28 protein-coding genes and 1 tRNA gene are annotated in these 25,939 nt (G+C 68.0%); 5 read left to right on the top strand and 24 right to left on the bottom strand.

Annotation, left to right across the window (positions count from 1 at the left end):
- Nucleotides 1-42: 42 nt before the first annotated feature.
- Entirely contained in the window at nucleotides 43-408 is a 366-nt protein-coding gene (locus Q673_RS32005; RefSeq protein WP_023006843.1) for a hypothetical protein, read from the bottom strand.
- 1 nt (nucleotide 409) lies between these two features.
- The gene (locus Q673_RS32000) at nucleotides 410-874 is read right to left on the bottom strand and encodes a flavodoxin domain-containing protein (RefSeq protein WP_023006842.1); all 465 of its coding nucleotides are present in this window, start codon (nucleotides 872-874) and stop codon (nucleotides 410-412) included.
- A gap of 210 nt (nucleotides 875-1,084) precedes the next feature.
- Between Q673_RS32000 and Q673_RS31995 the strand changes: the two genes are divergently transcribed.
- A complete protein-coding gene (locus Q673_RS31995; protein WP_023006841.1) occupies nucleotides 1,085-1,294 on the top strand; it encodes a DUF2788 domain-containing protein in 210 nt (69 codons plus the stop codon).
- A gap of 134 nt (nucleotides 1,295-1,428) precedes the next feature.
- Here the strand turns inward: Q673_RS31995 and ihfA are convergent, their stop codons facing one another.
- From ihfA to Q673_RS31950, 9 genes are all read right to left on the bottom strand, one after another.
- Entirely contained in the window at nucleotides 1,429-1,722 is a 294-nt protein-coding gene (ihfA, locus tag Q673_RS31990) for an integration host factor subunit alpha (protein WP_023006840.1), read from the bottom strand.
- Between the two features lie 67 nt (nucleotides 1,723-1,789).
- The gene (gene pheT, locus Q673_RS31985; RefSeq protein WP_023006839.1) at nucleotides 1,790-4,171 is read right to left on the bottom strand and encodes a phenylalanine--tRNA ligase subunit beta; all 2,382 of its coding nucleotides are present in this window, start codon (nucleotides 4,169-4,171) and stop codon (nucleotides 1,790-1,792) included.
- Nucleotides 4,172-4,210: 39 nt separating this feature from the next.
- Nucleotides 4,211-5,230, bottom strand: a complete 1,020-nt coding sequence (gene pheS / locus Q673_RS31980; RefSeq protein WP_023006838.1) for a phenylalanine--tRNA ligase subunit alpha — start codon at nucleotides 5,228-5,230, stop codon at nucleotides 4,211-4,213.
- A 126-nt stretch (nucleotides 5,231-5,356) separates the two neighbouring features.
- On the bottom strand, nucleotides 5,357-5,710 hold the full coding sequence (rplT, locus tag Q673_RS31975; RefSeq protein WP_013332273.1) for a 50S ribosomal protein L20: 354 nt from the start codon (nucleotides 5,708-5,710) through the stop codon (nucleotides 5,357-5,359).
- A gap of 37 nt (nucleotides 5,711-5,747) precedes the next feature.
- Nucleotides 5,748-5,942, bottom strand: coding sequence for a 50S ribosomal protein L35 (rpmI, locus tag Q673_RS31970; RefSeq protein WP_023006837.1), 195 nt, complete (start codon nucleotides 5,940-5,942; stop codon nucleotides 5,748-5,750).
- 121 nt (nucleotides 5,943-6,063) lie between these two features.
- Complete coding sequence (infC, locus tag Q673_RS31965) at nucleotides 6,064-6,606, bottom strand: translation initiation factor IF-3 (RefSeq protein ID WP_081712064.1); 543 nt, start codon at nucleotides 6,604-6,606, stop codon at nucleotides 6,064-6,066.
- 12 nt (nucleotides 6,607-6,618) lie between these two features.
- Entirely contained in the window at nucleotides 6,619-8,538 is a 1,920-nt protein-coding gene (gene thrS, locus Q673_RS31960; RefSeq protein WP_023006835.1) for a threonine--tRNA ligase, read from the bottom strand.
- Nucleotides 8,539-8,830: 292 nt separating this feature from the next.
- A complete protein-coding gene (locus tag Q673_RS31955; protein WP_023006834.1) occupies nucleotides 8,831-9,487 on the bottom strand; it encodes an OmpA family protein in 657 nt (218 codons plus the stop codon).
- Nucleotides 9,488-9,743: 256 nt separating this feature from the next.
- Nucleotides 9,744-10,211, bottom strand: a complete 468-nt coding sequence (locus Q673_RS31950) for a DUF2489 domain-containing protein (RefSeq protein ID WP_023006833.1) — start codon at nucleotides 10,209-10,211, stop codon at nucleotides 9,744-9,746.
- A gap of 128 nt (nucleotides 10,212-10,339) precedes the next feature.
- Between Q673_RS31950 and Q673_RS31945 the strand changes: the two genes are divergently transcribed.
- Nucleotides 10,340-11,800: an SLC13 family permease gene (locus Q673_RS31945; RefSeq protein ID WP_023006832.1), complete on the top strand. Its 1,461-nt coding sequence runs from the start codon at nucleotides 10,340-10,342 to the stop codon at nucleotides 11,798-11,800.
- Between the two features lie 71 nt (nucleotides 11,801-11,871).
- Here the strand turns inward: Q673_RS31945 and cyoE are convergent, their stop codons facing one another.
- Genes cyoE through Q673_RS31925 form a run of 4 tightly spaced genes read right to left on the bottom strand, consistent with a single transcriptional unit; the run spans nucleotide 11,872 to nucleotide 15,180 of the window.
- Nucleotides 11,872-12,825, bottom strand: a complete 954-nt coding sequence (cyoE, locus tag Q673_RS31940; protein ID WP_023006831.1) for a heme o synthase — start codon at nucleotides 12,823-12,825, stop codon at nucleotides 11,872-11,874.
- A complete protein-coding gene (locus tag Q673_RS31935; RefSeq protein ID WP_023006830.1) occupies nucleotides 12,818-13,879 on the bottom strand; it encodes a COX15/CtaA family protein in 1,062 nt (353 codons plus the stop codon). Before Q673_RS31935 ends, cyoE begins: the two co-directional genes overlap by 8 nt.
- A 24-nt stretch (nucleotides 13,880-13,903) precedes the next feature.
- Nucleotides 13,904-14,452, bottom strand: coding sequence for a hypothetical protein (locus Q673_RS31930; protein ID WP_023006829.1), 549 nt, complete (start codon nucleotides 14,450-14,452; stop codon nucleotides 13,904-13,906).
- Nucleotides 14,449-15,180 (bottom strand): SURF1 family protein, encoded by a 732-nt coding sequence (locus Q673_RS31925; protein ID WP_023006828.1) that lies wholly within the window; start codon nucleotides 15,178-15,180, stop codon nucleotides 14,449-14,451. Before Q673_RS31925 ends, Q673_RS31930 begins: the two co-directional genes overlap by 4 nt.
- Here Q673_RS31925 and Q673_RS31920 point away from each other — a divergent pair.
- Nucleotides 15,179-15,370: a DUF2909 family protein gene (locus Q673_RS31920; protein WP_023006827.1), complete on the top strand. Its 192-nt coding sequence runs from the start codon at nucleotides 15,179-15,181 to the stop codon at nucleotides 15,368-15,370. The genes Q673_RS31925 and Q673_RS31920 overlap by 2 nt on opposite strands.
- 24 nt (nucleotides 15,371-15,394) lie before the next feature.
- Here the strand turns inward: Q673_RS31920 and Q673_RS31915 are convergent, their stop codons facing one another.
- The 5 genes from Q673_RS31915 to Q673_RS36135 all read right to left on the bottom strand — a co-directional run bounded on the left by Q673_RS31915 (nucleotide 15,395) and on the right by Q673_RS36135 (nucleotide 20,020).
- Entirely contained in the window at nucleotides 15,395-16,252 is an 858-nt protein-coding gene (locus Q673_RS31915; RefSeq protein ID WP_023006826.1) for a cytochrome c oxidase subunit 3, read from the bottom strand.
- Nucleotides 16,249-16,842, bottom strand: coding sequence for a cytochrome c oxidase assembly protein (locus tag Q673_RS31910; RefSeq protein WP_023006825.1), 594 nt, complete (start codon nucleotides 16,840-16,842; stop codon nucleotides 16,249-16,251). The genes Q673_RS31915 and Q673_RS31910 overlap by 4 nt, the downstream gene beginning before the upstream one ends.
- Nucleotides 16,843-16,866: 24 nt before the next feature.
- A complete protein-coding gene (gene ctaD, locus Q673_RS31905; protein ID WP_023006824.1) occupies nucleotides 16,867-18,501 on the bottom strand; it encodes a cytochrome c oxidase subunit I in 1,635 nt (544 codons plus the stop codon).
- 68 nt (nucleotides 18,502-18,569) lie between these two features.
- Entirely contained in the window at nucleotides 18,570-19,688 is a 1,119-nt protein-coding gene (gene coxB, locus Q673_RS31900; protein ID WP_023006823.1) for a cytochrome c oxidase subunit II, read from the bottom strand.
- A 158-nt stretch (nucleotides 19,689-19,846) separates the two neighbouring features.
- Entirely contained in the window at nucleotides 19,847-20,020 is a 174-nt protein-coding gene (locus Q673_RS36135; RefSeq protein WP_023006822.1) for a DUF2970 domain-containing protein, read from the bottom strand.
- 134 nt (nucleotides 20,021-20,154) lie between these two features.
- Between Q673_RS36135 and Q673_RS31895 the strand changes: the two genes are divergently transcribed.
- Entirely contained in the window at nucleotides 20,155-20,484 is a 330-nt protein-coding gene (locus tag Q673_RS31895; protein ID WP_023006821.1) for a hypothetical protein, read from the top strand.
- 58 nt (nucleotides 20,485-20,542) lie between these two features.
- Here the strand turns inward: Q673_RS31895 and Q673_RS31890 are convergent, their stop codons facing one another.
- From Q673_RS31890 to Q673_RS31880, 3 genes are all read right to left on the bottom strand, one after another.
- Entirely contained in the window at nucleotides 20,543-21,277 is a 735-nt protein-coding gene (locus tag Q673_RS31890) for an LrgB family protein (protein ID WP_023006820.1), read from the bottom strand.
- Nucleotides 21,274-21,633: a CidA/LrgA family protein gene (locus Q673_RS31885; RefSeq protein WP_023006819.1), complete on the bottom strand. Its 360-nt coding sequence runs from the start codon at nucleotides 21,631-21,633 to the stop codon at nucleotides 21,274-21,276. The genes Q673_RS31890 and Q673_RS31885 overlap by 4 nt, the downstream gene beginning before the upstream one ends.
- A gap of 63 nt (nucleotides 21,634-21,696) precedes the next feature.
- Complete coding sequence (locus tag Q673_RS31880) at nucleotides 21,697-23,325, bottom strand: BCCT family transporter (protein ID WP_023006818.1); 1,629 nt, start codon at nucleotides 23,323-23,325, stop codon at nucleotides 21,697-21,699.
- Between the two features lie 206 nt (nucleotides 23,326-23,531).
- Between Q673_RS31880 and Q673_RS31875 the strand changes: the two genes are divergently transcribed.
- A tRNA-Pro gene (locus Q673_RS31875) sits at nucleotides 23,532-23,608 on the top strand.
- Between the two features lie 206 nt (nucleotides 23,609-23,814).
- On the opposite strand, the gene Q673_RS31870 is transcribed toward Q673_RS31875, so the two are convergent.
- On the bottom strand, nucleotides 23,815-25,938 hold the full coding sequence (locus tag Q673_RS31870; protein ID WP_023006817.1) for a UvrD-helicase domain-containing protein: 2,124 nt from the start codon (nucleotides 25,936-25,938) through the stop codon (nucleotides 23,815-23,817).
- Nucleotide 25,939 lies beyond the last annotated feature (1 nt).

Genomic DNA, 25,939 nt, shown 5'->3' with positions numbered 1-25,939 from the left:
AGGACGCCCTGCCCCTTGCGTCCTTGCTTCCTTGAACCTGTCCTAGCCTGGCGCCTTGACCCATAGCGACAGGGCATGCAGCAGCAGCCCCAGGGTGGCGCCGTGGGCGATCAGCAGCTCCCAGCCGATGAAGTCGGTGAACAGCGCATGGTAGAGCCCCATGCCGGCAAGACCGGCCGCCAGGCAGCCCCCCAGGCGGCCCAGCAGCCGCGGCAGGCGCTTCCGCGCCTCGGCCTCGAGCAGGCGCCACTGGACCACGGCCACCGCGGCCACGACCGCCAGGGCGAGCAGGATCAGGTTCAGGCGGCTGTCATGGCCGCCGACCAGGTAGCGGGGGATGGTGGCGAGCATCAGCAGAAGTAGCCCCAGCACCAGGCTGAGGCGCTCCGGCGTGGGGGACGCTCCCATCTCAGGCCACCTTGAGCTGCTGGGCGTCGATCCACTCCTCCACCCAGGGCAGCGCGGCGTCATCGGCCATGAAGGTCTCCATGGCGTCGACCTCCAGGCGCTCGCCCAGGCGCGTGGCGCCCTGCCCCGCCAGCAGCTCGTCGAGCTGGCGCCCGGCACCGCAGAAGGTCTCGCCGTAGGAACTGTCGCCCAGGGCGATCAGCCCGTAACGCAGCCAGCCGAGGCCGGGGCTCTTCTCGGCGATGGCGTTGGCGAAGGGGGCGAAGGCCCCGGGATAGTCGCCGCTGCCGGTGGTGGAGACGCAGAACAGCGCGAGATCGGTGGTCTCGGCGTCGAGGTCGTCCAGGGTGGGGTTCTCGAGGATGGCCACCTCGTGACCGGCCTCCTCGAACAGCGGCTTGACCTGCTCGGCGACGTCCAGCGCGCCGCCATACATGGTACCAACGAAGATCTTCAGCATGGGCATGTCGCGGTATTACCTGAGAAATTTTCTCGGATATTACCATGTCTCGCGCCGCCCACGCATCCTCCTGGGCGGTCCCCAGGACAGGGCGAGGATCTCGACCCAGATCAAGCCCGGGACATTTCGTCGCACCCGTGCGGCAGGCCCGCACGCCTGCGGCGCTCCTCATACCCGAGTATGATGGTCGGGAAAACACCCCCTGACGGAGACCCCATGCAACAGACCTTCGAGGCGTGGATCACCCCGCTGATGATCGGCGGCCTGATCGTGTTCATGTGTTTCATCATCTGGGACCTGGCGAAGAAGTCCAACGCCGGTCGCTTCGGCACCATCATGCTGTTCGTGGTGCTGGGCGCCGGCATGCTGGGCTATGTGCTCAAGGTGGTGATCACCTGGGCACTGGAGAACGGCGGCGGGGTCTGACAGGCCCCATCGGCGGCCAGCGGGCCAGACACGCGGAAGGGCCACCCCTGGGGGTGGCCCTTCTGCATGGGACGCACGCTGCGCGGCGACGGCTCAGAGATGCCCTGAACCAAGAATGACGGGGCTCTGTGGTGCTAGCCCTGGTACCCCTCCACCCGGCTCTTCAGCTTCTGGCCGGGGCGGAAGGTCACCACCCGGCGGGCGGAGATGGGGATCTCCTCGCCGGTCTTGGGGTTGCGGCCGGGCCGCTCGCGCTTGTCGCGCAGGTCGAAGTTACCGAACCCCGACAGCTTGACCTGCTCGTTCTCGCGCAGGCAGCCGCGGATCTCTTCGAAGAAGGCCTCCACCATCGCCTTGGCCTCGCGCTTGGAGAGGCCAAGCTCCGCGTGCAGGTGCTCGGCGAGCTCCGCCTTGGTCAGTGCGCCCATCGTCTCTCCCTCTTCCGGCTCGGCAAGCCGGTCGACACCCCGCGGGAGCGTCCCGCCCCCGGCCGGGTCAGCCACGCAGCTCGGCCCCCAGATGCTGACGGGACTCATTGACGATGGCGTCGACCAACTCATTGATTTCCTCGTCATTAAGCGTGCGCGATGGATGCTGCCAGGTCAAGCCCAGGGCCACGCTCTTGCGTCCTTCGGGTACGCCCTTGCCCTGATAGACATCGAACAGGCGGCACTCGGAGAGCCACTCGCCGGCCTGGCCGCGCAGAGTGTCGAGCAGCGCCTGTACCGGCAAGTCCTCGTCGACCAGGAAGGCGAGGTCGCGGCGCACCTCGGGGTAGCGCGACAGCGGGGTGAAGGCCGGCACCCGCCCCTGGGTCAAGGCATCGAGACGCACCTCGAACAGCACGGCGTCGACCTTGAGGCCAAGCTCGGCGCGCACCGCAGGGTGCAGGGTGCCGATCCAGCCGGCCTCCTCGCCGCGATGCAGCAGGCGGGCACACTGCCCCGGGTGCAGGGCCGGATGCTGGGCCGGCTCGAAGCGCCAGGCAGCAGCCTCGCCGCCCATGGCCAGCAGGCTCTCCAGGTCGCCCTTGAGGTCGAAGAAATCGACCCGCTCGCGGCCGGCCGCCCAGCCTTCGGGGTCCCGGGCGCCACAGGCCAGGGCGCCGAGCATCGCCACCTGGGCCAGGTCGTCGAGCTCACCGCGGAATACCAGGCCGGTCTCGAACAGGCGCACACGGGTCTGCTGGCGGTTGAGGTTGTGCTGCAGGGCACGCACCAGCCCCGGGAAGAGGCTGGCGCGCATCACCGAGAGGTCGCTGGAGATCGGGTTGGCCAGCACCGGCGACACCGCCTCGGGGAGCAGCGCCTGCTGCAGCTCCGGCGCGACGAAGCTGTAGGTCACCGCCTCCTGGTAGCCACGCGCCACCATCTGGCGACGTAGCCGCCCGAGCGGCGTACGCGCCTCGTGGTCCGGGCGCAGGCCGAGACGCGCCTGGGGACGGCGCACCGGCAGGCGGTTGTAGCCATGGATGCGCGCCACCTCCTCGATCAGGTCCTCCTCGATGGCGAGGTCGAAACGCCAGCTGGGGATCGCCGCCTCCCAGCCCGCCTCGTTGGCCTCGACCGCCAGCCCCAGGCGCTCGAGGATCTCGCCGACCTCGGCGGCGGGCAGCGCCTTGCCCAGCGCCTGCTCCAGGCGAGCGGCACGCAGCGTGACGCGCCGCGCCGCCGGCAGGTGCTCGGCATGCGCAACCTCCACCAGGGGACCCGCCTCGCCGCCGACGATCTCGAGCAGCAAGGCGGTGGCCCGCTCGGCGGCCTCGCGGGCCAGCAGCGGGTCCACGCCGCGCTCGAAACGGTGGGAGGCGTCGGTATGCAGGCCGTAGGTGCGCGCCTGCCCGGCCACCGCCAGGGGGGTAAAGAAGGCCGACTCCAGGAAGATGTCGCGGGTCTCGGCGTTCACGCCGGAGTGCTCGCCACCCATCACGCCGGCGATGGCCAGGGGGCCCCGCTCGTCGGCGATCACCAGGGTCGAGGCATCGAGGCTCACCTCCTGGCCGTCTAGGAGCACCAGACGCTCCCCTTCCCGGGCCAGGCGCACGATCACCGCGCCGTGCAGGTTGGCGCGGTCGAAGGCGTGGAGGGGCTGGCCCAGCTCCAGCATCACGTAGTTGGTGACGTCCACCACCGGGTCGATGCTGCGCACTCCGCCGCGGCGCAGGCGCTCCACCATCCACAGCGGCGTCTCGGCGCCGACGTCGACCCCCTGGATCAGCCGGCCGATATAGCGCGGGCAGCGCTCGCCATCCTCGACGCGCACCGGGAAGGTCTCGTCATGGGCCGCCGGCACCGCGGCGGTCTCCGGCCCCGTCACCGGCAGGCGGTTGAGCACGCCGACCTCGCGGGCCAGCCCCTTGAGGCTCAGGCAGTCGCCGCGGTTGGGGGTGAGGTCCACCTCGATGGTGTGGTCGTCGAGCCCCAGCCAGGCGCGGAAGTCCTCGCCCACCGGCGCCGAACCGGGCAGCTCCAGGATCCCCGGCGAGGTCTCCTCCTCCAGGCCGAGCTCCGAGGCGGAGCAGATCATGCCGCGGGATTCCTGGCCGCGCAGCTTGGCCTTCTTGATCTTGAAGTCGCCGGGCAGCACGGCGCCGACCCGGGCGAAGGGCACCTTCTGCCCTGCGGCCACGTTGGGCGCCCCGCACACCACCTGCACCGGCTCGCCGCTGCCGTCGTCGACCCGGCAAACGCTCAGCTTGTCAGCATCGGGATGCGCGGTGCGCTCCAGCACCTCGGCCACCACCACCCCCGCGAAGGCGGCGGCGACGGGGGCTACCGCGTCCACCTCGAGGCCGGCCATGGTGATCTGGTCGGCCAGCGCCTGGGTCCCGAGCTGAGGGGAGACCCACTCGCGCAGCCACTGTTCGGAAAATTTCATGACAACTCCTATCGCTGTGTTCGTCGTTGCGGTGGTCGATCAGGCGAACTGGCGCAGGAAGCGCAGGTCGTTGTCGAAGAACAGGCGCAGGTCATTGACCCCATAGCGCAGCATGGCCAACCGCTCGGCGCCCATGCCGAAGGCGAAGCCGGTGTAGCGCTCGGCATCGATGCCGGAATGGCGGAACACCTCCGGGTGCACCATGCCGCAGCCCATCACCTCCAGCCAGCCGCTGTGGCCGCAGACCCGACAGCCGTCGCCTGCGCACATCACGCACTGGATGTCGACCTCGGCGGAGGGCTCGGTGAAGGGGAAGTAGGAGGGCCGGAAGCGCACCGACAGGTCGTCGCGCTCGAAGAAGGCGTGGAGGAAGTCCTCGATGGTGCCCTTGAGGTCGGCGAAGCTGATGTCCTCGTCCACCAGCAGCCCCTCCACCTGGTGGAACATCGGGGTGTGGGTCAGGTCCGAGTCGCTGCGATAGACGCGCCCCGGGCAGACGATGCGGATCGGCGGCTCGGCCTCCTTCATGGTGCGCACCTGCACCGGCGAGGTGTGGGTGCGCAGCAGGCGGGTGGCATCGAAGTAGAAGGTGTCGGCCATGCCCCGCGCGGGATGGTGGGCGGGGATGTTGAGCGCCTCGAAGTTGTGGTAGTCATCCTCGATCTCGGGTCCTACCGCCACGTCGTAGCCGATCCGCGTGAACAGTCCCTCGATGCGCTCCAGGGTGCGGGTCACCGGGTGCAGGCCGCCGCTGGGCTGGCCACGGCCGGGCAGGGTCACGTCGATGCGCTCGGCGGCGAGGCGCGCCTCCAGGGCCGCCTTCTCGAGGATCGCCTTGCGCCCCTCCAGCTCCTCGGTGAGGGCCTGCTTGGCCTGGTTGATGCGTTCGCCGGCGGCCGGTCGCTCGGCGGCGGGCAGCTTGCCCAGCCCCTTGAGCTGCGCGGTGATCTCGCCCTTCTTGCCGAGGTAGCGCACGCGCAGCTCCTCCAGGGCCGGAATGGTCTCGGCGGCCTGGATCGCCTGGCGGGCCTCGCTGACCAGTTGAGGAAGGTGGTCCATCCGTTGCGCTCCGAATTCGATACGTAAGTCACAGGGCTAAAAAAACAGGGGAAGAGCGGCTGCTCTTCCCCTGCGACGTCGACGGCCGAGCGGCGGATACCGCCCGGCCGGAAGTGACGCTGTCTCTTACTGGGCAGCCTTGGCCTTCTCGACGATGGCCGCGAAGGCGGCCTTCTCGTTGACGGCCAGGTCCGCCAGGACCTTGCGGTCGATCTCGATGCCGGCCTTCTTCAGACCGCCGACGAAGCGGCTGTAGGAGAGGCCGTGCTGACGAGCACCGGCGTTGATACGCTGGATCCACAGCGCGCGGAACTGACGCTTGCGCTGGCGACGGTCGCGGTAGGCGTACTGACCGGCCTTGATGACCGCCTGCTTGGCGACACGAAAGACGCGGCTGCGGGCACCGTAGTAGCCCTTGGCCTGCTTGAGGATCTTCTTGTGACGGCGACGGGCGACGACGCCCCGCTTGACACGAGTCATGGCTTACTCCTGACGTAAAGTGTGGTCTTCCAAGAGGTTAGAGGTTGGGCAGCATCCGCTGGATGAGCGCCTTGTCCGCGTCGTGGATCTGCTTCATGCCGCGCAGATGACGCTTCCGCTTGGTGGACTTCTTGGTCAGGATGTGGCTACGGAACGACTGCTTGTGCTTGAAGCCGTTGGCCGTCTTCTTGAAGCGCTTGGCGGCGCCACTGTTGCTCTTGATCTTCGGCATGAGGAAAACTCCGCTCGAGGTTCTTGAGAAAACCCGCGGCCGACGCCTGGCAGCCGCCATGCGCCCGTTGAACCGGCCATCGGATCACTTTTTCGGGGTACCGCTTGCCGGGCGGTACCGGTTACTGCTTCTTCTTGGGGGCGATGATCATGGTCATCTGCCGCCCTTCCATCTTGGGGAAGGACTCCACGGTCCCGAGGTCCTCGAGATCGGCGGCGATACGCTCCATCAGCTTGCGGCCGATGTCCTGGTGCGCCATCTCGCGGCCGCGGAAACGCAGCGTGACCTTGCCCTTGTCACCGTTCTCGAGGAAGCGCGTCAGGTTCTTCATCTTGACCTGATAGTCGCCCTCGTCGGTACCAGGCCGGAACTTCACTTCCTTGACCTGAATCTGCTTCGTCTTCTTCTTCTGGGCAGCCTTCTGCTTCTTCTGCTCGAAGACGAACTTGCCGTAATCCATGATCTTGCAGACGATCGGATCGGCATTGGAAATCTGCACGAGGTCCATTCCGGCCGCTTCGGCGCGCTCCAGCGCTTCGCTGGTGGGCACTATGCCCAGCTGCTCGCCGTCGCTGTCAATCAGGCGAACCTGATCCTCGGTGATACGCTCGTTCATCGGGGGGCGCTTATCCTGGACACGCCCTCTTGGGTTGCTTCGCTTGATCGCTCAGTCTCCTTAAGACGATTGACGATGTCGTTGGCCGAGTTCGGTGCCGAGACGCTCGATGAGGTCATCGACCCGCAGGGTACCTAGATCCTCACCGGTACGCGTGCGCACGGCCACCGAGTCGGCCTCGACTTCCTTATCTCCTACGACCAGGAGATAAGGAACCTTCTGCAACGTATGCTCCCGGATTTTAAAGCCGATCTTCTCGTTCCTCAAGTCTGCCTTGACGCGCAGGCCGATTTTCTGCAGCCGGCGCTCCAGATCCAGCACGTAGTGGCGCTGGGCATCGGTGATGTTGAGGATCACCGCCTGCTGCGGTGCCAGCCACAGCGGCATGGCCCCGGCGTAGTGCTCGATGAGGATGCCCAGGAAGCGCTCGAAGGAGCCGAGGATCGCCCGGTGGAGCATCACCGGCGTCTTGCGGGCGCCATCCTCGTCGACGAACTGGGCACCGAGGCGACCCGGCAGGTTGAAGTCGAGCTGCAGGGTGCCGCACTGCCAGACGCGGTTGAGGCAGTCGCGCAGGGAGAACTCGATCTTGGGGCCGTAGAAGGCGCCCTCCCCCGGCTGCAGTTCCCAGTCGAGGCCGGTGGCATTCAGCGCCGCCTCGAGGCCCGCCTCTGCGCGGTCCCACAGCGCGGGCTCGCCCATGTAGTCGTCGGGGCGGGTGGAGAGCTTGAGCTCCACGTCCTCGAAGCCGAGGTCGCGGTAGACCTGCAGCGTCAGGGCGATGAACGCCTCGGCCTCGGACTGGATCTGCTTCTCGCTACAGAAGATGTGGGCGTCGTCCTGGGTGAAGCCGCGCACCCGCATCAGGCCATGCAGTGAGCCGGAGGGCTCGTTGCGGTGGCAGCTGCCGAACTCCGCCAGGCGCAGGGGCAGATCGCGATAGCTCTTCAGCCCCTGGTTGAACACCTGCACGTGACAGGGACAGTTCATCGGCTTGATGGCGTAGTCGCGCTTCTCCGACTCGGTGGTGAACATCAGCTCGCTGTAGTGGCCCCAGTGGCCGGACTTCTTCCACAGCGAGAGGTCCACCACCTGGGGCGTCTTAATCTCCTGGTAACCGTTCTCCACCTGCACCCGGCGCATGTACTGCTCCAGGGCCTGGTACATGGTCCAGCCGTTGGGGTGCCAGAACACCATCCCCGGCGCCTCCTCCTGGAGGTGGAAGAGGTCCATCTTGCGCGCCAGCTTGCGGTGGTCACGCTTCTCGGCCTCCTCCAGGCGCTTCAGGTAGGCCTTGAGCTGCTTCTTGTCGGGCCAGGCGGTGCCGTAGATGCGGGTCAACATCGGTTTCTCGGCGTCACCGCGCCAGTAGGCACCGGCCAGCTTGGTCAGCTTGAACGCCTTCAGGTGCCGGGTGTTGGGCACATGGGGCCCCCGACACATGTCGATGTACTCTTCGTGGTGGTAGAGCCGGATGGTCTCGCCCTCCGGAATCTCCCGCACAATCTCCTGCTTGTAGGGCTCGTCGCGATGCAGGAAGGTGAGCATCGCCTTGTCACGGTCGACGTACTCGCGGACCACGTCGTAGCCTTTGTCGATCAGCGCCTTCATGCGCGCCTCGATCGCCTCGAGGTCCTCCGGCGTCGCCGAACGCCCGAAGTCGATGTCGTAGTAGAAGCCATCCTCGATGACCGGGCCGATGGCCATCTTCGCCTCGGGATAGAGCTGCTTCACGGCATGGCCGATCAGGTGGGCACAGGAGTGGCGCACCACCTCCAGGCCTTCGGGATCCTTGGCGGTGAGGATGGCGACCTCGGCATCGCGCTCGATGACATCGGCGGCGTCCACCAGCACGCCGTCGATCTTGCCGGCCACGCAGGCCTTGGCGAGACCGGGACCGATGTCCTCGGCCAGCTGCATCACGGTGAGCGGTTCGTCGTAGCGTCTCTGGCTGCCGTCCGGCAGGGTAACGATAGGCATGAAGGGGTCCTTTAGCGCAGTGGTGGCCCATACGAAAGACCACATGTCGCGATGAACGGGAGTGAATGGCACAGGCGCACATGGCGAGCCGGTGACACCCGGCGGCGCAGCCGGAGGTCAGGGCCGAACCGGCGAGCATCGGGCGCCGCGCCGAATGACGCGCCACGATAGCAAAGCGGGGCAACGGGCGCCAGCGACCGGAACGAAACCGGGGCGCCCCATAACGCAGCAGGGGCGCCCGAGGGCGCCCCTGCCGGCGAGCCCGAGCGGGCTCGTCGCGATCGAACCAGGCTTACTGGCTCATGATCTCCACGCGACGGTTCATGGCGCGGCCTTCGTCGGTCTCGTTGGTGGCGACCGGACGCTCCTCGCCATAACCCACGGTACGCATGCGGCCGTCGGCGACGCCCTGGGAGACCAGGTAGTCACGCACGGACTCCGCACGACGCTCGGACAGGCCCAGGTTGTACTCGTTGGAGCCGATGGAGTCGGTGTGACCGGCGATGGTCACGCGGACTTCGGGGTTGTTGTTGAGGGTCGCCGCCACTTCGTTGAGCTCGTACTCGGCGCCGGGACGCAGCTCGGCGGAGTCGAAGGCGAAGGTGACGTCGCTCTGCAGGGTCACCGTCTCGAACTCGGGCTCCGGCTCCGGCTCGGGTTCCGGCATCGGCTCGGGTTCCGGCTGCGGCTCCGGAGAGCGGTCGGCACACAGCAGCGCACCGATGGCGGCCGCAGAGGTGGCACCGATGGCAGCGCCGGTCTCCTCGTCGGACTCGCCGCTGGTGGCGTAGCCGATGCCGCCGCCAATCAGGGCGCCGGCGACGCCGCAGGTCACCGGTTGCTGGTACCAGGGCTTGTCGGAGGAGGGGGTGGTATTAGGGGTGGCACAGCCGGCCAGGCCGACCACCAGAGCAGAACCGAGCAGCAAGCCAGTCGTGGACTTCTTCATGTGAAACTCCTTCTCTTCTTTTCTTAGTCGCTCCAGGGCAGGCAACCGCTTACCGCCTTCCCAGATGATCCCGACGATCGGGCGCCGCGTTCGGACGTCGCGGCTACCATGTCGCGGCCCCGGCCGTGATGGCCCGAGTGCCTGACGACACGCCGCCAAGCTTGCAGCAGCATGACGGCGGTTTCAATCGCCTGTCAGCAATTTAGCAGAAGCGTGGCGAAAGCGCACAGTGTTCGATAAAGCACCTGTTTGCCGGTCAATGGAGGCTGGCCGGCCAGTCACGGCGGAACACCAGCACGGCCTGTGCCGCCTCGAGCACCGACTGGCGGTGCGCCTCCTCCACCGCGTGACGCTCCTTGTCCTCCCGGAAGCGCTCCTTGGGGCTGAGCGCCTGGCGCGCCTGGTGGGTATGCAGGTGGCGGGTCAAGGCATGCACCTCGCCGAAGGGACGGAAGCTCTCCCGCTCCATCAGGCGGGGGTCGAGGATCTCGAGCAGCACCTTGCAGCGCCAGGCCCCCTCGGTGACATCCACCTGCTCCTGGAGCAGCGCCGAGGCGACCAGCTCCAGGTTCTCCAGGCAGTTGTCGTGGGCGCGCCGCAGCTCCGCCTCCTGGCGCTGCTGGCGCCGGCGCACCTCGCGCCACAGGGTGAAGGCGTAGGCGCCGAGGCCGGCGATGATCACCAGGCCAAGGCCTGCCAGGATCACGGCAGTGGTGGTCGTCATGGGGATTCCCCTTGTCGGAGTGAGTCGCCATCGATTCTACCCGCACATGGCGAGTGACCCCAACGCCGGACGCTTGCATGCGGCCGGGGGCGGACTAGAATGCCGCCACCCGACGACAAGGAGCGATCATGGCCACCCCCGACCCTCATCCCGGCGACGAATCCTCGTCACCGACCCTCGCCTCACGCATCGGCCTGTGGCTCGGCCCCGCGCTGCTCGCCGCCACGCTGCTGCTGCCGCCCCCCGGCGGCATGACCTCCGCGGCCTGGGCCTGCGTGGGCATGGCGCTGCTGATGGCCACCTGGTGGTCGACCGAGGCGATCCCGATTCCCGCCACCTCGCTGCTGCCCATGGTCCTGGTGCCCGCCCTCGGGCTCGGCAGCATGGGCGAAGCCACCGGCAGCTACGCCAACCCCATCATCTACCTCTTCCTGGGGGGCTTCCTGCTGGGCATCGCCATGCAACGCTGGCAGCTGCATCGCCGCCTCGCCCTGCATGTCCTGAGGCTGGTCGGTCACCAGCCCCGCCGGCAGATCGCCGGCTTCATGGTCGCCACCGGCTTTCTCAGCATGTGGGTCTCCAACACCGCCACAGCGATCATGATGCTGCCTATCGGCATGTCGGTGATCAGCCTGCTCGATGACAGTGACCCCGAGGAGCTCAGGCGCTACGCCACCGCCCTGTTACTGGCCATCGCCTACTCCGCCAGCATCGGCGGGGTCGCCACCCTGATCGGCACCCCGCCCAACGCCCTGCTGGCGGGTTACCTGGCCGAGGATCGCGGCATCGACCTCGGCTTCGCCCAGTGGATGCTGGTAGGCCTGCCGATCAGCATCGCCATGATGGTGGCCGCCTGGTGGTGGCTGACGCGCCGCGGCTTCGCCCTGAACGCCACCGAGCAGAGCGGCACCCTGGTCGTGGACGAGCTCACGCGACTCGGCCCCATGACCGCCCCGGAGCGACGCGTCGCGGTGGTCTTCGGCCTGGCCGCCCTGACCTGGGTCGCCCGCCCGCTGCTCAACGACCTGGGCCTTGGCTGGCTGACCGACACCGGCGTCGCCATCGCCGCCGGCATCGCGCTCTTCCTGCTGCCCAGCGGCCAGGCGCGGGGCCAGCGCCTGCTGGCCTGGGAGGACGCCCAGCAGGTGCCCTGGGGCATCCTGCTGCTGTTCGGCGGCGGCCTGGCGCTCGCCGGCACCATCACCCGCACCGGCCTGGCCGAGTGGATCGCCGAACAGCTAGGCGTCTTCGGTGCCCTGCCGCTGCTGGCCATGGTCGGCGTCGTGGTGCTGGTGATCATCTTCCTCACCGAGGTCACCTCCAACACCGCCACCGCGGCGGCCTTCCTGCCCCTGCTGGGGGCCCTGGCCCTGTCGCTGGAGATCTCGCCGCTGCTGATCACCGTGCCCGCCGCCATCGCCGCCAGCTGCGCCTTCATGATGCCGGTGGCCACCCCGCCGAACGCCATCGTCTTCGGCAGCGGCCACATGAAGATCCAGTCGATGATCCGCACGGGCTTCGCTCTCAACCTGATCAGTACCGTGCTGGTGACGCTGATGGCCTACGGGTTGATCCAGTTGCTCTGGTGACCCCGTACCACCCACGACACGGGCCCGGCAATCGCCGGGCCCGTGTCGTTCGCACTCCCCTCCTCTCTCGCTCAGGGCAGCACCGGGGCCACCCACAGAGACCAGGCCTGGGCGTAGTGGTCCAGCAGCAACACGCCGAACAACCCCAGGATATAGCGGATCGAGAACCAAAAGGCCGCCAGCGGGGCCCTCGGGTCGGCCCCCCGCCAGACCCGGAAGTTCCACACCATGAAGCGCAGGTTCAGCGCCATCACCCCCACCAGGTAGACGGCGCCGCTCATGCCGATCACGAAGGGCAGCAGGGTCACCGCCACGGTGAGCCAGCCATAGAGCCATACCTGCAGGCGGGTGAAGGCCTCGCCGTGGGTCACCGGCAGCATCGGCACCCCGGCCCGGGCATACTCGTCGCGCTTGTGCAGCGCCAGCGCCCAGAAGTGCGGCGGGGTCCAGGCGAAGATGATCAGCACCAGCAGCAGCGGCTCGGGACCGGCCTGGCCGGTCACCGCCGTCCAGCCCAGCAGCGGCGGCGCCGCCCCCGCGACCCCACCGATCACGATGTTCTGGGGCGTGGCGTGCTTGAGGAAGGCGGTGTAGACCAGCGCATAGCCGATCAGCGACCCCAGGGTGAGCCAGGCGGTCAGGGCGTTCACCTGCCACAGCAGCAGCCCGATGCCGGCCACCGAGAGCAGCGTGGCCCAACCCAGGGCGATGGGACTCGGCATGCGCTGGGCCGCCAGCGGACGACGCGAGGTGCGCAGCATCATGGCATCCAGCCGCCGGTCCACCACATGGTTGAAGGCCGCCGCCCCGCTGGCCGCCAGGCCGATCCCCAGCAGGCCGAAGAGCACCACAGCGGGGGAAGGCAGGGTCGGCGTGGCCAGCGCCATCCCCACCAGGGCACACACCAGCATCACCGCCACCACCCGCGGCTTGCCCAGGGTCACCAGGTCTCGCCAGCCCCAGGCGGCCGGTGCCACGACGGGGAGCTCGGCGACTCGCATCTCGCCGGTCAGCGCTTCAGACATGGGCCCACTCCTTCTCGGTCGGTTGTCGTATCGTGTCGGCCTGGGGCGGCAAGGCGCGCCATGCCCAGGCCGCGAGCGCCAGGCCGAGCACCAGGGCCACGGCACCGGCGGTGTGCAGCAGGGCCAACCACAGCGGCAGCCACAGCAGCACGTTGGCCACCCCCAGCAGGAACTGCATGCCATAGGCGAGCCCCAGGCCCGCCAGCCAGGGGCGCATGGCCCGCTCCCGCCAGGCGCTCAGCACCAGCGCCAGCAATGCCACTCCCAGCGCCAGGGCCCCCAGGCGGTGGCCCACCTGGATGGCGGCGCGCGCCTCGGCATGCAGCTGGCCATGCAGGTAGTTGGGCCCCACCGCCTGGGTCAGGTGGTACCCCTCGCTCCAGTCCAGGGCGGGCCACCACTCGCCGTTGCAGGTGGGGAAGCCCTGGCAGGCGATGCCGGCGTAGTTGCTCGAGACCCAGCCCCCCAGCGCCAGCTGGGTCACCAGCAGGACCGCGGCGACGCCCCACAGCGGGGTCAGGCGGCGGCGTGGCGGCGCCACGCCCCCCAGGGTCAGGCGCCCGGAGGCGCAGCGGCGCAGGCGCAGGTGCAGCCACAGGAACGCGAGCATCACCGAGAGCCCGCCGAGCAGGTGCAGGGTCACCACCTGGGGCCACAGCTGGAGGGTCACGGTGAAGGCCCCGAAGGCCCCCTGCACCAGGATCAGCGCCAGCAGCCCCAGGCTCACTCGCCACGGGTAGTCAGGGCGGCGGCGCAGCGGCCGGCCCAGTACCACCAGGGCGATCACCAGCAGCCCCAGGGCCGAGGCCACATAGCGGTGGATCATCTCCATCCACGCCTTGGCGCTCTCCAGCGGCGTGTCGGGGCTATGAGCCAGGGCGCGCGCCTCGTCGGGCACCACCAGGGCACCGTAGCAGCCGGGCCAGTCCGGGCAGCCGAGCCCGGCATCCACCAGGCGCGTCCAGGCGCCCACCAGGATCACCAGCACCGTGGCCGCCACCCCCACCAGGCTGAGGGCCTTGAGCAGCGCCAGTCGTCCCTGTTGCTCGTGCATCGTCGTCACTCCCTCCCGCGGGCCTCAGCGCCCGGCCAGCTCCTGGCCGCCCTGCCAGGGCGCCTCCGGATTCATGCGCAGCAGTCTTCCCAGGTCATCCTTCACCGCATAGGGGTCGACGTCCGCCGCATAGCCCAACACCGGCAACCCCCGGGGATCGAGCAGCCACAGGCTCTCCCCCTCGGCCCAGTCAGGCCGCTCGCGCCATTGCGCCACCACCTCGCCGGGCAGGGCTGCCTGGCTGCCCCCGACCCGCAGCCGGCTGACCCGGGGCGCCTCGCGCCCCAGGGCCCGGTGCAGCCGCCACCAGAGATCGCCACGCTCGGCGCAACGCTCGCGGCAGGCGAAGGCCAGTACCCAGTCGCCGGCCAGCGCCTCGTCGACCGGGGCCTCCAGCGGCCACTGCGCCAGGCTCGGCACCCCGGGCCCCAGCTCGCCGTGCGCGGTGCGCCCCTCGGGGATCCCCACCCGGGTAAGCGCCATCCCGGTGGCCACCAGCACCGGCAGCGAGAGGAACAGCAGCAGGGCCGCCAGCTTCAGGCGCCCTCGGGACACGGGGGATGCAGCGCTCATCGAGGATCCTCCTTCCGGGTGTCACCTGAGTGGTCATGACCCAGGTGGCGCCCACCCAGGATCATCATCGCCAGGGCCGCCAGGGCGAGCCCCCACCACTGGATGGCATAGCCGACATGACGGCTAGGCGGCAGCACGTTGGGGGTCCACCAGGCAGGCAGCGCCCCGGGCCCTTCCTCCAGGTGCAGCCAGCCGGCATGGGCGAAGTCGAGCGGCCAGGCCTCCAGCGCGATGCGCTGCAGCCGCGCGCCCTCGCGATTGGGTCCGAACAGCGGCGGCCCCTCGCCGGCCACCTGCCAGCGACCGCGCAGGGTCACCCGCCCCTGCGGGGTATCGACGACGGGGTCGGCGCGGCTGGTGCCGGTCTCCAGGAAGCCACGCTGGACCAGCCACAGCCGGCCGTCGTCGCCCCGCAGCGGGGTCAGCGGGGCCACCCCGAGGCGGCCGTCATGGGTGCGGTTGTCCAGGAACAGGGTGTGCGCCGCCAGGTACTCGCCGGAGAGGGTCAGCCGGCTGCCCTCGGGCGGCGCCTCGCGGGGGGCCGTCAGGGTCGGGGCGTCGGCCAGGCGCGCCAGGTAGGCACGCTTCTCGGCGGCGCGCTCCCACTGCCACAGGCCAAGCGCCAGGCCCAGCACCACCAGCAGCGACCACAGCGCATACCACAGGCGTTGCCGCCACCGGCCGCGGCGGGCATGCTGAGACGTCGTGATACCCAAGGTGGTTGCCATGCTGCTCAAGACCCTGATCGCTGTAGTGTTCCTGGCCATGCTGACGAGCCTCGCCGCCGGCGCCGGCTTCCTGCTGCGCGACGGCGGCGCCTCGCGGCGCCTGCTCGTCTCCCTCAAGCTGCGGGTGGCACTGGCGGCCACCCTGCTCGCCCTGCTCCTCTACGGCTTCTATGCCGGCAACCTGGCCTGATTGTTTTTCTCTGAAGCCCCGGTCTCAGAAGACATAGACGAACAGGAAGAGCCCGATCCACACCACATCCACGAAGTGCCAGTACCAGGCCGCCGCCTCGAAGCCGAAGTGGTGCTCGGGGGCGAAGTGGCCGCGCAGGATACGGATCAGCATCACCGTAAGGATGGTGGCCCCGATGATCACGTGGGCACCGTGGAAGCCGGTGAGCAGGAAGAAGGTCGCCCCGTAGATCCCCGCCTGCAGGGTGATCCCGTAGTGGTGGTAAGCCTCGTAGTACTCCACCCCCTGGATGACGATGAAGGTGAAGCCCAGCAGCACCGTGACCAGCAGCCAGTTGCGGGTGGTGTCGCGCATCCCCTCCTTGAGCCCCTCGTGGGCCACGGTGAGGGTGATGCTCGAGCCCACCAGGATCAGGGTGTTGACCAGCGGCAGCTGCCAGGGGCTGAAGGTGTCGCGCGGCCCGGCGACGTCGCCCGGCGGCTCCAGCAGCGGCCAGCTGGCGGTGAACTCCGGCCACAGCAGCGCCGCCACGCCCTTGGCCCCCTCGCCGTCGAGCCATGGCAGCGCGAAGGTACGCACGTAGAAGAGCGCGCCGAAGAAGGCCGCGAAGAACATCACCTCCGAGAAGATGAACCAGGCCATGCCCTGGCGGAAGGAGCGGTCCATCTGGGCGTCGTAGAGGCCGCTTCGGGACTCCTTCACCACGTCGCGGAACCAAAAGCCCATCACCGCCAGCACTGCCAGGATCCCGAGCCCCATCAGCGCGCTGCCGCTGCCGTGCACCAGCACCATGCCGGTGCCGATCATCATGGCCCCCAGCGCCAGCGAGCCCAGTATCGGCCACTTGCTGGTTGCGGGGACGTAGTAGCTGCCACCACTCATGCCTCATCTCCTTTGCCGGCAGTCGCCCGCGCCTGAAGCGGCGCCTCGTCACGGGTGACCGGATACAGGGTGTAGACCAGGGTTACGGTATTGACGTCCTCGGGCAGGTCCCGGGTCAGCTGGAACACCAGCGGCGCAGACATCCTCTCACCCGCCTCGAGGCGCTGCTCCTGAAAACAGAAGCAGGTCAGCTTGCGCAGGTGCGGGTTGGCGCGCGCCGGCGACACGCTGGGCACCGCCCGCCCCCAGATGGCGCTGTCCCCGGTGTTGTGGAAGGCGAAGCCGACCTCGGCGCTCTGCCCCGGGTGGACGCGTATCTGGCGCGTCTCGACCTCCAGATTCCACGGCAGACCCGCACTACCCCGAGTCACGAACTGCACCGTGACCATGCGCGAGGCGTCGACCTCCTCGTGCACCAGGGCCTGGGCCGAGCCACTGGTCTTGCCGTTGAGCCCGGTCACCTCGCAGAAGACGTCGTAGAGGGGCACCAGGGCGAAGGCGAAGAGGAACATCCCGGCCAGGGCGAACAGCGTCTTGGCGACGGTGCGACGCACCCCCTGACGGCTGGCGGGCTCCCGGACATCGGACATGGCGGTCTCCTCCTGGCGCTGGCCTCACTCGCCCTCGCGGCGGAAGGTGGGCGGATGCTCGAAGGTGTGCAGCGGCGCCGGGCTCGGCACGCTCCACTCCAGGTCCTCGGCGCCCTCCCAGGCCTTGGCCGGGGCCTTCTCGCCGCCGCGCACGCACTTGATGATCAGCAGCACGAAGAGCAGCTGCGAGGCGCCGAACAGGAAGGCGCCGAGGCTCGAGGCGACGTTGAAGTCGGCGAACTGCAGCGCGTAGTCGGGGATGCGGCGCGGCATCCCCGCCAGCCCCGAGAAGTGCATGGGGAAGAAGGTCAGGTTGACGCCGATCACGGAGAGCCAGAAGTGCCACTGGGCCAGCTTCACGTTGGGGTAGTGGCCGGTCCACTTGGGCAGCCAGTAGTAGGCGGCGGCGAGGATCGCGAAGAGCGCGCCGGGCACCAGCACGTAGTGGAAGTGCGCCACCACGAAGTAGGTGTCGTGGTACTGGAAGTCGGCCGGCGAGATCGCCAGCATCAGCCCCGAGAAGCCACCGATGGTGAACTGCACCACGAAGGCCAGCGCGAACAGCATCGGCGGCTCGAAGCTGATCGAGCCACGGAACATGGTGGCGATCCAGTTGAACACCTTCACCCCGGTGGGCACCGCGATCAGCATGGTGGTGTACATGAAGAACAGCTCGGCGGCCAGCGGCAGCCCCACGGTGAACATGTGGTGGGCCCAGACCAGGAACGACAGGATGGCGATGGCTGCCGTGGCATAGACCATGGAGGCGTAGCCGAACAGGCGCTTGCGCGAGAAGGCCGGGATGATCGCCGAGACGATGCCGAAGGCCGGCAGGATCATGATGTAGACCTCGGGGTGCCCGAAGAACCAGAACAGGTGCTGGAACAGCACCGGATCACCGCCGCCGGCGGCGTTGAAGAAGCTGGTGCCGAAGTTGATGTCCATCAGCATCATGGTGACCGCCCCGGCCAGCACCGGCATCACCGCGATCAGCAGGAAAGCGGTGATCAGCCAGGTCCAGCAGAACAGCGGCATGTCCATCAGACGCATGCCGGGGGCGCGCAGGTTGAGGATGGTGGCGATGATGTTGATGGCGCCGAGGATCGAGCTGATACCGGCGATGTGCAGCGAGAGGATGAAGAAGGTGGTGGACGGCGGCGCATAGGTGGTGGAGAGCGGCGCGTAGAAGGTCCAGCCGAAGTTGGGCCCGCCTCCCGGCATCAGCAGGGTGCTGAGCAGCAGGGTGAAGGCCACCGGCAGCAGCCAGAAGCTGAAGTTGTTGAGCCGCGGCAGGGCCATGTCCGGCGCCCCGATCTGCAGCGGCACCATCCAGTTGGCCAGCCCCACGAAGGCCGGCATGATCGCCCCGAACACCATGATCAGCCCGTGCATGGTGGTCATCTGGTTGAAGAACTCCGGCACCACCAGCTGCAGCCCGGGCTGGAACAGCTCGGCGCGCACCACCAGGGCGAAGATCCCGCCGATGAAGAACATCGTCAGCGAGAAGATCAGGTAGAGGCTGCCGATCTCCTTGTGATTGGTGGTGAGCAGCCAGCGCATCAGCCCGCGGGGCGGCGCGGCGTGGGCACTCGCCTGGCCGCCGGCACTGGCGGTGGAGCTCTGCTCGACGGGGTGATGCAAGGGCAACTTCGGCGCCATGGTCAATCTCCCTGATCTTCGCGGTTCTTGTGTCGTCGCTGGGGACGGGGGAAGCCCCGAGGGCCGGCCTAGTCGGCCAGCCGCTCGGCGATCTCCGCCGGCTGCACCAGGTCACCGGTGTCGTTGCCCCAGGCGTTGCGTTCGTAGGTGATCACGGCGGCGATCTCCACCGGGTTCAGGGTGCTGCGGAAGGCCGGCATGGCCGCGCCCGACACGCCGTTGACCACGACGTCGATGTGCCGCTCGCGGTCATCCATCAGCGCCTGGTTGCCGGCCAGCGCCGGGAAGGCCGGCGGGTTGCCGCTGCCGTCGGGCTGGTGACAGGAGGCACAGACGGCGTCGTAGCTCTGCTTCCCGCGTGCCATCAGCTCCTCCATGGACCACTCGCGATCGACGCCCTGGGCCTCCTGGGCCGCCGCCTCCTTGCGCTCGGCCAGCCAGGCGTCGAACGCCTCGCCCTCCATGGCCTGCACCACGATGGGCATGAAGCCGTGATCCATGCCGCACAGCTCGGCGCACTGGCCGCGGTAGATGCCCGGCTCGTTGATGCGCGCCCAGTTCTCGTTGACGAACCCCGGGATGGTGTCCTGCTTGACGGCGAGGTCCGGCACCCACCAGGAGTGGATGACGTCATCCGAGGTCAGCAGGAAGCGCACCTTGCGACCGACGGGCAGTACCAGCGGCTCGTCGACCTCCAGCAGGTAGTGCTCGCCGCGCTCCTCGGCGCCGCTGATCGCCTCGCGGGAGGTGCCCAGGTTGGAGGTGAAGGCGACATCCTCGCCCAGGTACTCGTAGCGCCAGCGCCACTGCTGGCCGGTGATCATCACGTCGAGGTCGGCGTCGGAGGGGTCGTACATCTTCTTGAGGGTGGCGGTGGCCGGCACCGCCATGCCCACCAGGATCAGCAGGGGCACCGCCGTCCACAGCACCTCCACCAGGGTGTTCTCGTGGAAATGGGCAGGCTTGGCCCCCTTGGAGTGGCGGAAGCGGAACAGGGAGTAGAACATCACCCCGAACACCACCACACCGATGACCACGCAGATCCAGAAGATGGTCATGTGCAGCGAGTGGACCTCGCGACTCACGTCGGTCACGCCCACCGGCATGTTCCAGCCGTTGGCCATGGCCAGCGTCGTCATCAGGGGGACGACCAGGCAACCTACCATCCACACGATGAACGTGCGCATCGGCGCCTCCTCCTTGCTTGTTGTTGTCGTCACACGCGTCGCGGCCAGGCGGCAACCACGCGATGCTTGTCGGAAAAGTTCAGCGACCTCTCATGAAAGAGTGTAGACGGCCTGTCCGCGACCGACTGTCGCAGCCGCCGCCACAGCCAACGCCAGTTTCAACGGGCCACGGCCATGGCCACCAGGGCCACCACCACCACCAGTACCAACGCCATCAGGATGCCCACCACGATGAACACCAGGGGGCGTCCCTGCTCGAAGTCCTCCCGCCGTCGCACCTCCTTCTGTACCCCGAAGAAGGCCGCCAGCACCGACTTGACCACACTCCACATCGTCATTCTCCCGTGACGTGAATCAAACAACCCATGACCGACCCGGGCCCATCACGGACGGCTCTCCTATACTCTAGACACACATCCCGGCCCGAGGCGACACCGGCCCAAACGACGTTCAACGGGAGGTCATCATGGCCCAGAATGTATTCACCAACCCGATGTTCGACTGGTGGCAACAGCAGTGGATGAAGGGCGCCAACCCCATGGCCAAGGCCCAGCTCGCCTGGATGGAGAGCCTCGCCGAGGCGCTGCAGTTCGAGGCCCAGTTCGTCAGGGCGATCGCCGAGAGCGGCGAGCGCATGGCCCGGTGCTTCGGTGGCGAGCAGCCCACCACCCCCGAGGAGGTGCAGGCATGCTACGAGAAGCTGGTCAAGGAGGTAGGAGACGCCCAGATGAAGCGGTTGGAACAGGCCACCCAGCTCACCCATGACTTCCGCAAGCGGCTCTGGGAAGAGATCTGACGACCCGAGCGAGAAGACAGCGACCCAGCGACGACGCCCCCACGGGGGCGTCGTCGTTTCAGGCCCCCAGCCCCAGCAGGCGGGTGATCAGTGGCAGCAGGAAGGCCGTCAGCAGGCCGGTCAGCCCCATGGCGAGGCCCGAGAAGGCCCCCGCCACCGCGCCGATACGGGCGAACGCCTGGGCGGTACCGAAGCCATGGGCCGAGAGACCCAGCGCGAAGCCCTTGACCGCCGGGTCCTCGATCCTCAGCAGCCGGAACACCCAGGGCGAGAGGGCACAGCCGATGGAGCCCGTGAGCAGCACCAGCCCCGCCGCGAGCGACGGAATGCCGCCGATCTGCTCGGCGATGCCCATGGCGATGGGCGAGGTCACCGAGCGCGGCGCCAGGGAGAGCACCGTCTCGAGGCGTGCCCCCAGCGCCAGCGACAGCCCCACGGTGCTGGTCACCGCCACCGCTATGCCGACCAGGCAGGCCAGCAGCAACGGTACCAGCAGGCGCCGGATCCGCTCCCGATGGTCGTAGAGGGGAATCGCCAGCGCTACGGTGGCCGGCCCCAGCAGGAAGTGGATGAACTGCGCCCCCTCGAAGTAGGTGGCGTAGTCCATGTCCGCCAGCAGCAGCAGCCCGATCAGCATGGCGATGGAGAGCGTCACCGGATGCACCAGGGGCGTGCCCCCCAGCGCCTTGTTGATGCGAACCGCCAGGGCGAACACCACCAGGGTGCCCAGCAGCCACAGCAGCGGGTTGCCCGAGAGGTAGACCCACAACTGGTCAAGGCTCGCCAGGTTCATCGCCCCTGCCCTCCCCGCCGCCGGTTGAGGCGATCCAGTGCCCAGGCGGTGGTGGCCAGGGTGAGCGCCGTGGATACCACCAGGGTGACGAGGATCGGCCACAGGTCGCGTCCGATCAGGGCGAAGTGGACCATCAACCCCACGCCCGCCGGCACGAACAGCAGCGTCAGGTAGCAAAGCAGTCCCTCGCCGGTGAGCCGCAGGCTCCTGGGCACCTTGCCCCGCACCATCAACCCGATCAGCAGGATTACCATGCCGATGACCGGCCCCGGAATCGGCAGCGTCAGTCCCCTGGCGATCACCTCGCCCAGGAACTGGCAGGTAAGCAGCACACTCATTCCCATGATCAACGGCATTACGTTGCTCCTCCTTGCAGAAAGGCGACATCACCCCTCGTCATCAAGGACAGTGTCACCCAGTCAGTGCGGCTTGTGTGCCTCGTCACCGGACACCGGTACCGGTTCGACACCGGCATCCTCCAGGTCGACCCAGGGCTCGCGCGGGGCTTCCGCGCGGTCACCGGTACGCGCCGCATAGCGCTCGCGGTGCAGCGCCTTGAGCAGGCCGCCGATCATCAGCATGATCACCACCGAGAAGGGCAGCGCCGCCATGATCACCGCCGCCTGGAGGGTCTCCAGGCCCCCCGCCAGCAGCAGCACCGAGGTCAGCACGCCGAGCAGCACCCCCCACAGGATACGGTGCAGGGTCGGCGGCTCGGGGTCGCCGCCGGAGAGAATGGTATTGATCACCAGGGTGCCGGCGTTGGCCGAGGTGATCAGGTAGGTGGCGATCAGCACCACCAGGGCCAGTGATACCAGTTCGCCCGCCATGCCCAGGCGCATGGCATCGATGGTGGCGAACAGCGCCGTGGCGACCTCGCGATCCACCGCCGCGATGATGCCTCCGCCACCAAACAGTTCGTGGTAGAGCGCCGTGCCCCCGAACAGGCCGATCCACACCACCGTGATCACCGTGGGGACCAGCAGCACCCCCATCACGAACTCACGGAAGGTGCGCCCCCTGGACACCCTGGCGATGAACATGCCGACGAAGGGCGACCAGGCCAGCCACCAGCCCCAGAAGAACACCGTCCATTCCGCCTGCCAGCTGTCGTCACGGGTCGCATTGGTGTGGAACGTCATGCCCATCAGGTTCTGGATGTAGTCGCCAGTGGATTCGATGGTGATGGCGATCAGATACTGGGTCGGCCCGGCCAGCAGCAGGAACACCACCACCGCGATGCTGAGCCAGAAGTTCAGCTCCGAGAGCAGGCGCACGCCGCGTTTCACGCCGGATACCACCGAGACGGTGGCCACGCACATGATCACCGCCATGACGGTAAGCTGCAGCCAGGAACTGCTGGGAATGCCGAACAGCGCCCCCAGCCCGGCGTTCATCTGCTGCACCCCGAGGCCCAGGGTGGTGGCGATGCCGAACACCGTGCCGAACACCGCCAGCACGTCCACCGCGTCGCCCAGGACACCCTCCACGCGCTTGCCCAGGAACGGCTGCAGCGCCGAACGGATGGTCAACGGCATCTTCCAGCGATAGGCGAAGTAGGCCAGCACCAGCGCCACGAAGGAGAAGATCGCCCAGCCGTTCAGCCCCCAGTGGAAATAGGTGAGCCGCATCGCCACCCGGGCCGCATCCGGCGTCATGCTCTCGCCGATGAAGGGGTTGGACTGAAACTGCAGGATTGGCTGGGCCACCGCCCAGAACAACAGGCCGACCCCGGTGCCGGCGGCAAACAGCATCGACACCCAGGAGAAGAAGGTGAACTCCGGCTGCTCGAAGTCACCGCCGAGGCGCACGTTCTTGTAGCGCCCCACCCCCAGCCACACCATAAACAGCAGCAGGAAGGCCACTAGCAGCACGTAGTACCACTCGAGGAAGGGGTCCAGCACCAGGCGAGCCATGGCCAGACCACGGCCCAGCCGCTCGGTAAAGAAGGCGCCGTACACCAGCGACACCGCCACCACCACCAGTGCCACCAGGGTGATCCGGGGATTCATTCCCTTGAGCCAACCACGCTCCGCCTGTCCGTACATGCCCACCTCCCTGACACCATGGAATCCTCGGACCGCAGGCCCGAGAACCGCCCATGATAAAGCATCCCCACCCCTCGCCCCAGTCACACTGGCCCAAGCGATTGAATAGAAAGTGCAAAAGGGGCTTTTCATTTGCCGAGGAAAGCGCTAGTATACGCCTCGTTCTCGGGGTACAGGCCGAACGGCCAAGAACCGAGAAACAGAGTCGGAGCGTGGCGCAGCTTGGTAGCGCGTTGCAATGGGGTTGCAAAGGTCGCAGGTTCGAATCCTGTCGCTCCGACCAGAAACATCAAGAGAAACCGCCACTTACGGGTCATGCCGGGTGGCGGTTTTTCGTTGTGGCTCCAGTGGGTTCCATGCGGGAGCCACAACCAGCGACGCCCAGTGCCCTACCTTTCCCTAGATCACGGACTCTGCATCCGTGGCTGTCCACTCATCACTTGGATCACCCCGTGCACTTAGACTCGGGGCATGATTGAACTACCCGGCTCAAAACCACTCGCTCATCTGCCCGTAGCCGAAGACGAACGCCAGCTTGCGGGCGCGGGTAAGGCTGACGTAGAGCAGAGCACGCTCCTCGTTCTCGCGCTGGCGGCGGGTCACGGCGTCCGCGGCAGAGTTGACCACCGGCGCCAGCGGCACCAGGCCACGGTTCGCCGAGGCGACGAAGACAGCATCGAACTCCAGGCCCTTCACCCGGTGCATGGTGGCCAGGTTGAGCTCGCCGTCAGGCGTGGCGGCGCTGCGGCCATCGAGCTGGTGGCAGGGCTGCCCGCGGCTCTCCAGGGCGGCCTTCAGCTCCCCCAGCTCCCGGTGAGTACGGGCGATCACACAGCAGGCCTCGGGGGCCAGGCCGTGGTCGCGGATGGCAGCCAGGATGGCTTCCGCCTGTTCTTCCATGGAATCGAAGGCGCGCACCTCCGGGGCGGGCCCGTGCATCAGGGAGTGGTAGAACTGCTGGGAGTCCTGGCCGCCGTCGAGGTCATCCACCTCCACCCCTTCCAGGATGCTCACCGCCAGCTTGCGGGTCTCGTCGGTGGTGCGGTAGTTCACCTTGAGGCGTGCGCTGCGGCCGCGGATATCGATGCCGCACTGCCCCAGCACCACCTTGTTCTTGCCGTAGATGCGCTGGTGGCCGTCGCCGACGATAAACAGGTCGTTGGGCCCCGGCGGCACCAGGGCGCGCAGCAGCATGAAGGCCTGGGAGCCCATGTCCTGGGCCTCGTCCACGATCACCGAGCAGAGAGCCGGGCGCAGCTCCGGGTTGGCCTCCAGCAGCTCCCGAGCGTCGCGGTAGACGTCGTCGGTCTCCTTCAGGTGGTTGCTGGCCAGCAGGTGGCGGAAGCGCTCGAACACCGGCCAGATCTCGAGGCGCTGCTGGCGGTTAAGGCGCGTGCCGCGGCCGATGCGTGAGGCGCGCTTGTAGCCGTCCAGGCTCTGGATCGACTGGGGCTGGATCACCCTCGCCCACTCCTCCTGGAAGAAGGCGAGCCCCAGGTCGCTGGTGGCCGGCTTCTCCGCATAGGCCTCCTCCCAGAGGCGCTTGTGCTGCTGGGCGTCGAGCAGCAGGCCGTAGTCGTAGCCCTGCTTCTTGAGGAAGCTGACCACCCAGGCGTCCAGGTTGAGCACCTCGATGCGCTCCAGCGCTTGCCGGGAGCAGATCTTGTTGAGGTTCTGGCGGATATCCGCCGCCAGGTTGCGGGTAAAGGTGGTAAAGAGCACCTTGCCCTGAGGCTCACCGGGCTGGGCGCTGTTGGCGACATTCTCGGCCAGCCATTTGGCCCGGTGCATGGCCACCACCGTCTTGCCGGTACCGGCGCCGCCCAACACGCGCACCGGCCCGTTCTTCTTCCCTTCGGCCAGGCGCCGCTGGGCCGGATGCAGGAAGACCCGCCACTTCTCGATAGACTGGTTGAGCACCTCCTGCAGCGCCTGCTCGTTGTCAGCCACGGTAAACCGCGCCTGGGACTCCGGCCGCGCCAGGGCGGTCGCGTAGTCCTCGGTATCCACCGCCTCGGGGGCGGCGGGCACCACCTCGGCATAGGCCTCCTCGAAGCTGGCCCCCGCCATCAACATGAAGAGCCCCTCGTAGGCGTCGGCGGGGATCTGCTCGCTGTGGTGGGCGCTTTCCAGGTCCGCCTCGATGGTCATGCGGCGCACCAGGGGCAGCGCCTCCTCGGGCACGCCCAGCTGAAGCAGCTGGCGATCGCGAATGGCATCGAAGAGCCCCGGCAGCGTCGGCGCGGCCGGCTGGGCGGGAGCGGCCTCCTCTCGGCGCTCCTCCACCGTGAACACCTGCAGGCTGCCGGTATTGGGGTTGATCTCCACCTTGCGCTTGGCGGCCCAGGCGTAGGCCGCCTCGTGGTGGTCCACGTAGAGCATCAGGTAGAGGTCTTCCTTCTCGGCGGCGGCGAGGATGATACGCACATCCTGGTTGGCGCGGATCGAGCGCAGCTTGCCGTCCTTGTAGGCGGTCAGCTTCTCGTAGTGCAGGCCGCCGTGCTGCGGGTCCTGCTGGAAGAGCATCACCGCCTTGTTGGCCTGGCTCTGCTCGTTGGGGGTTAGCTTGAGCAGGCTGTCGAAGTACTTTTCCGAGAACGCCACACTGACCATA

Origin of the sequence: Halomonas sp. PBN3, assembly GCF_000475415.1 — a bacterium.
Taxonomy (GTDB): Bacteria; Pseudomonadota; Gammaproteobacteria; order Pseudomonadales; family Halomonadaceae; genus Halomonas; species Halomonas shengliensis.
The sequence above is the reverse complement of the archived record's forward strand: the minus strand, read 5'-3'. Positions and strand labels throughout refer to the sequence as shown.

What these genes read in the sequence shown, in the direction of transcription:
- Q673_RS32005 (WP_023006843.1), bottom strand. Translation starts at nt 408, where the DNA reads ATGGGAGCGTCCCCCACGCCGGAGCGCCTCAGCCTGGTGCTGGGGCTA.
- Q673_RS32000 (WP_023006842.1), bottom strand. Translation starts at nt 874, where the DNA reads ATGCCCATGCTGAAGATCTTCGTTGGTACCATGTATGGCGGCGCGCTG.
- Q673_RS31995 (WP_023006841.1), top strand. Translation starts at nt 1,085, where the DNA reads ATGCAACAGACCTTCGAGGCGTGGATCACCCCGCTGATGATCGGCGGC.
- ihfA (WP_023006840.1), bottom strand. Translation starts at nt 1,722, where the DNA reads ATGGGCGCACTGACCAAGGCGGAGCTCGCCGAGCACCTGCACGCGGAG.
- pheT (WP_023006839.1), bottom strand. Translation starts at nt 4,171, where the DNA reads ATGAAATTTTCCGAACAGTGGCTGCGCGAGTGGGTCTCCCCTCAGCTC.
- pheS (WP_023006838.1), bottom strand. Translation starts at nt 5,230, where the DNA reads ATGGACCACCTTCCTCAACTGGTCAGCGAGGCCCGCCAGGCGATCCAG.
- rplT (WP_013332273.1), bottom strand. Translation starts at nt 5,710, where the DNA reads ATGACTCGTGTCAAGCGGGGCGTCGTCGCCCGTCGCCGTCACAAGAAG.
- rpmI (WP_023006837.1), bottom strand. Translation starts at nt 5,942, where the DNA reads ATGCCGAAGATCAAGAGCAACAGTGGCGCCGCCAAGCGCTTCAAGAAG.
- thrS (WP_023006835.1), bottom strand. Translation starts at nt 8,538, where the DNA reads ATGCCTATCGTTACCCTGCCGGACGGCAGCCAGAGACGCTACGACGAA.
- Q673_RS31955 (WP_023006834.1), bottom strand. Translation starts at nt 9,487, where the DNA reads ATGAAGAAGTCCACGACTGGCTTGCTGCTCGGTTCTGCTCTGGTGGTC.
- Q673_RS31950 (WP_023006833.1), bottom strand. Translation starts at nt 10,211, where the DNA reads ATGACGACCACCACTGCCGTGATCCTGGCAGGCCTTGGCCTGGTGATC.
- Q673_RS31945 (WP_023006832.1), top strand. Translation starts at nt 10,340, where the DNA reads ATGGCCACCCCCGACCCTCATCCCGGCGACGAATCCTCGTCACCGACC.
- cyoE (WP_023006831.1), bottom strand. Translation starts at nt 12,825, where the DNA reads ATGTCTGAAGCGCTGACCGGCGAGATGCGAGTCGCCGAGCTCCCCGTC.
- Q673_RS31935 (WP_023006830.1), bottom strand. Translation starts at nt 13,879, where the DNA reads ATGCACGAGCAACAGGGACGACTGGCGCTGCTCAAGGCCCTCAGCCTG.
- Q673_RS31930 (WP_023006829.1), bottom strand. Translation starts at nt 14,452, where the DNA reads ATGAGCGCTGCATCCCCCGTGTCCCGAGGGCGCCTGAAGCTGGCGGCC.
- Q673_RS31920 (WP_023006827.1), top strand. Translation starts at nt 15,179, where the DNA reads ATGCTGCTCAAGACCCTGATCGCTGTAGTGTTCCTGGCCATGCTGACG.
- Q673_RS31925 (WP_023006828.1), bottom strand. Translation starts at nt 15,180, where the DNA reads ATGGCAACCACCTTGGGTATCACGACGTCTCAGCATGCCCGCCGCGGC.
- Q673_RS31915 (WP_023006826.1), bottom strand. Translation starts at nt 16,252, where the DNA reads ATGAGTGGTGGCAGCTACTACGTCCCCGCAACCAGCAAGTGGCCGATA.
- Q673_RS31910 (WP_023006825.1), bottom strand. Translation starts at nt 16,842, where the DNA reads ATGTCCGATGTCCGGGAGCCCGCCAGCCGTCAGGGGGTGCGTCGCACC.
- ctaD (WP_023006824.1), bottom strand. Translation starts at nt 18,501, where the DNA reads ATGGCGCCGAAGTTGCCCTTGCATCACCCCGTCGAGCAGAGCTCCACC.
- coxB (WP_023006823.1), bottom strand. Translation starts at nt 19,688, where the DNA reads ATGCGCACGTTCATCGTGTGGATGGTAGGTTGCCTGGTCGTCCCCCTG.
- Q673_RS36135 (WP_023006822.1), bottom strand. Translation starts at nt 20,020, where the DNA reads ATGTGGAGTGTGGTCAAGTCGGTGCTGGCGGCCTTCTTCGGGGTACAG.
- Q673_RS31895 (WP_023006821.1), top strand. Translation starts at nt 20,155, where the DNA reads ATGGCCCAGAATGTATTCACCAACCCGATGTTCGACTGGTGGCAACAG.
- Q673_RS31890 (WP_023006820.1), bottom strand. Translation starts at nt 21,277, where the DNA reads ATGAACCTGGCGAGCCTTGACCAGTTGTGGGTCTACCTCTCGGGCAAC.
- Q673_RS31885 (WP_023006819.1), bottom strand. Translation starts at nt 21,633, where the DNA reads ATGCCGTTGATCATGGGAATGAGTGTGCTGCTTACCTGCCAGTTCCTG.
- Q673_RS31880 (WP_023006818.1), bottom strand. Translation starts at nt 23,325, where the DNA reads ATGTACGGACAGGCGGAGCGTGGTTGGCTCAAGGGAATGAATCCCCGG.
- Q673_RS31870 (WP_023006817.1), bottom strand. Translation starts at nt 25,938, where the DNA reads ATGGTCAGTGTGGCGTTCTCGGAAAAGTACTTCGACAGCCTGCTCAAG.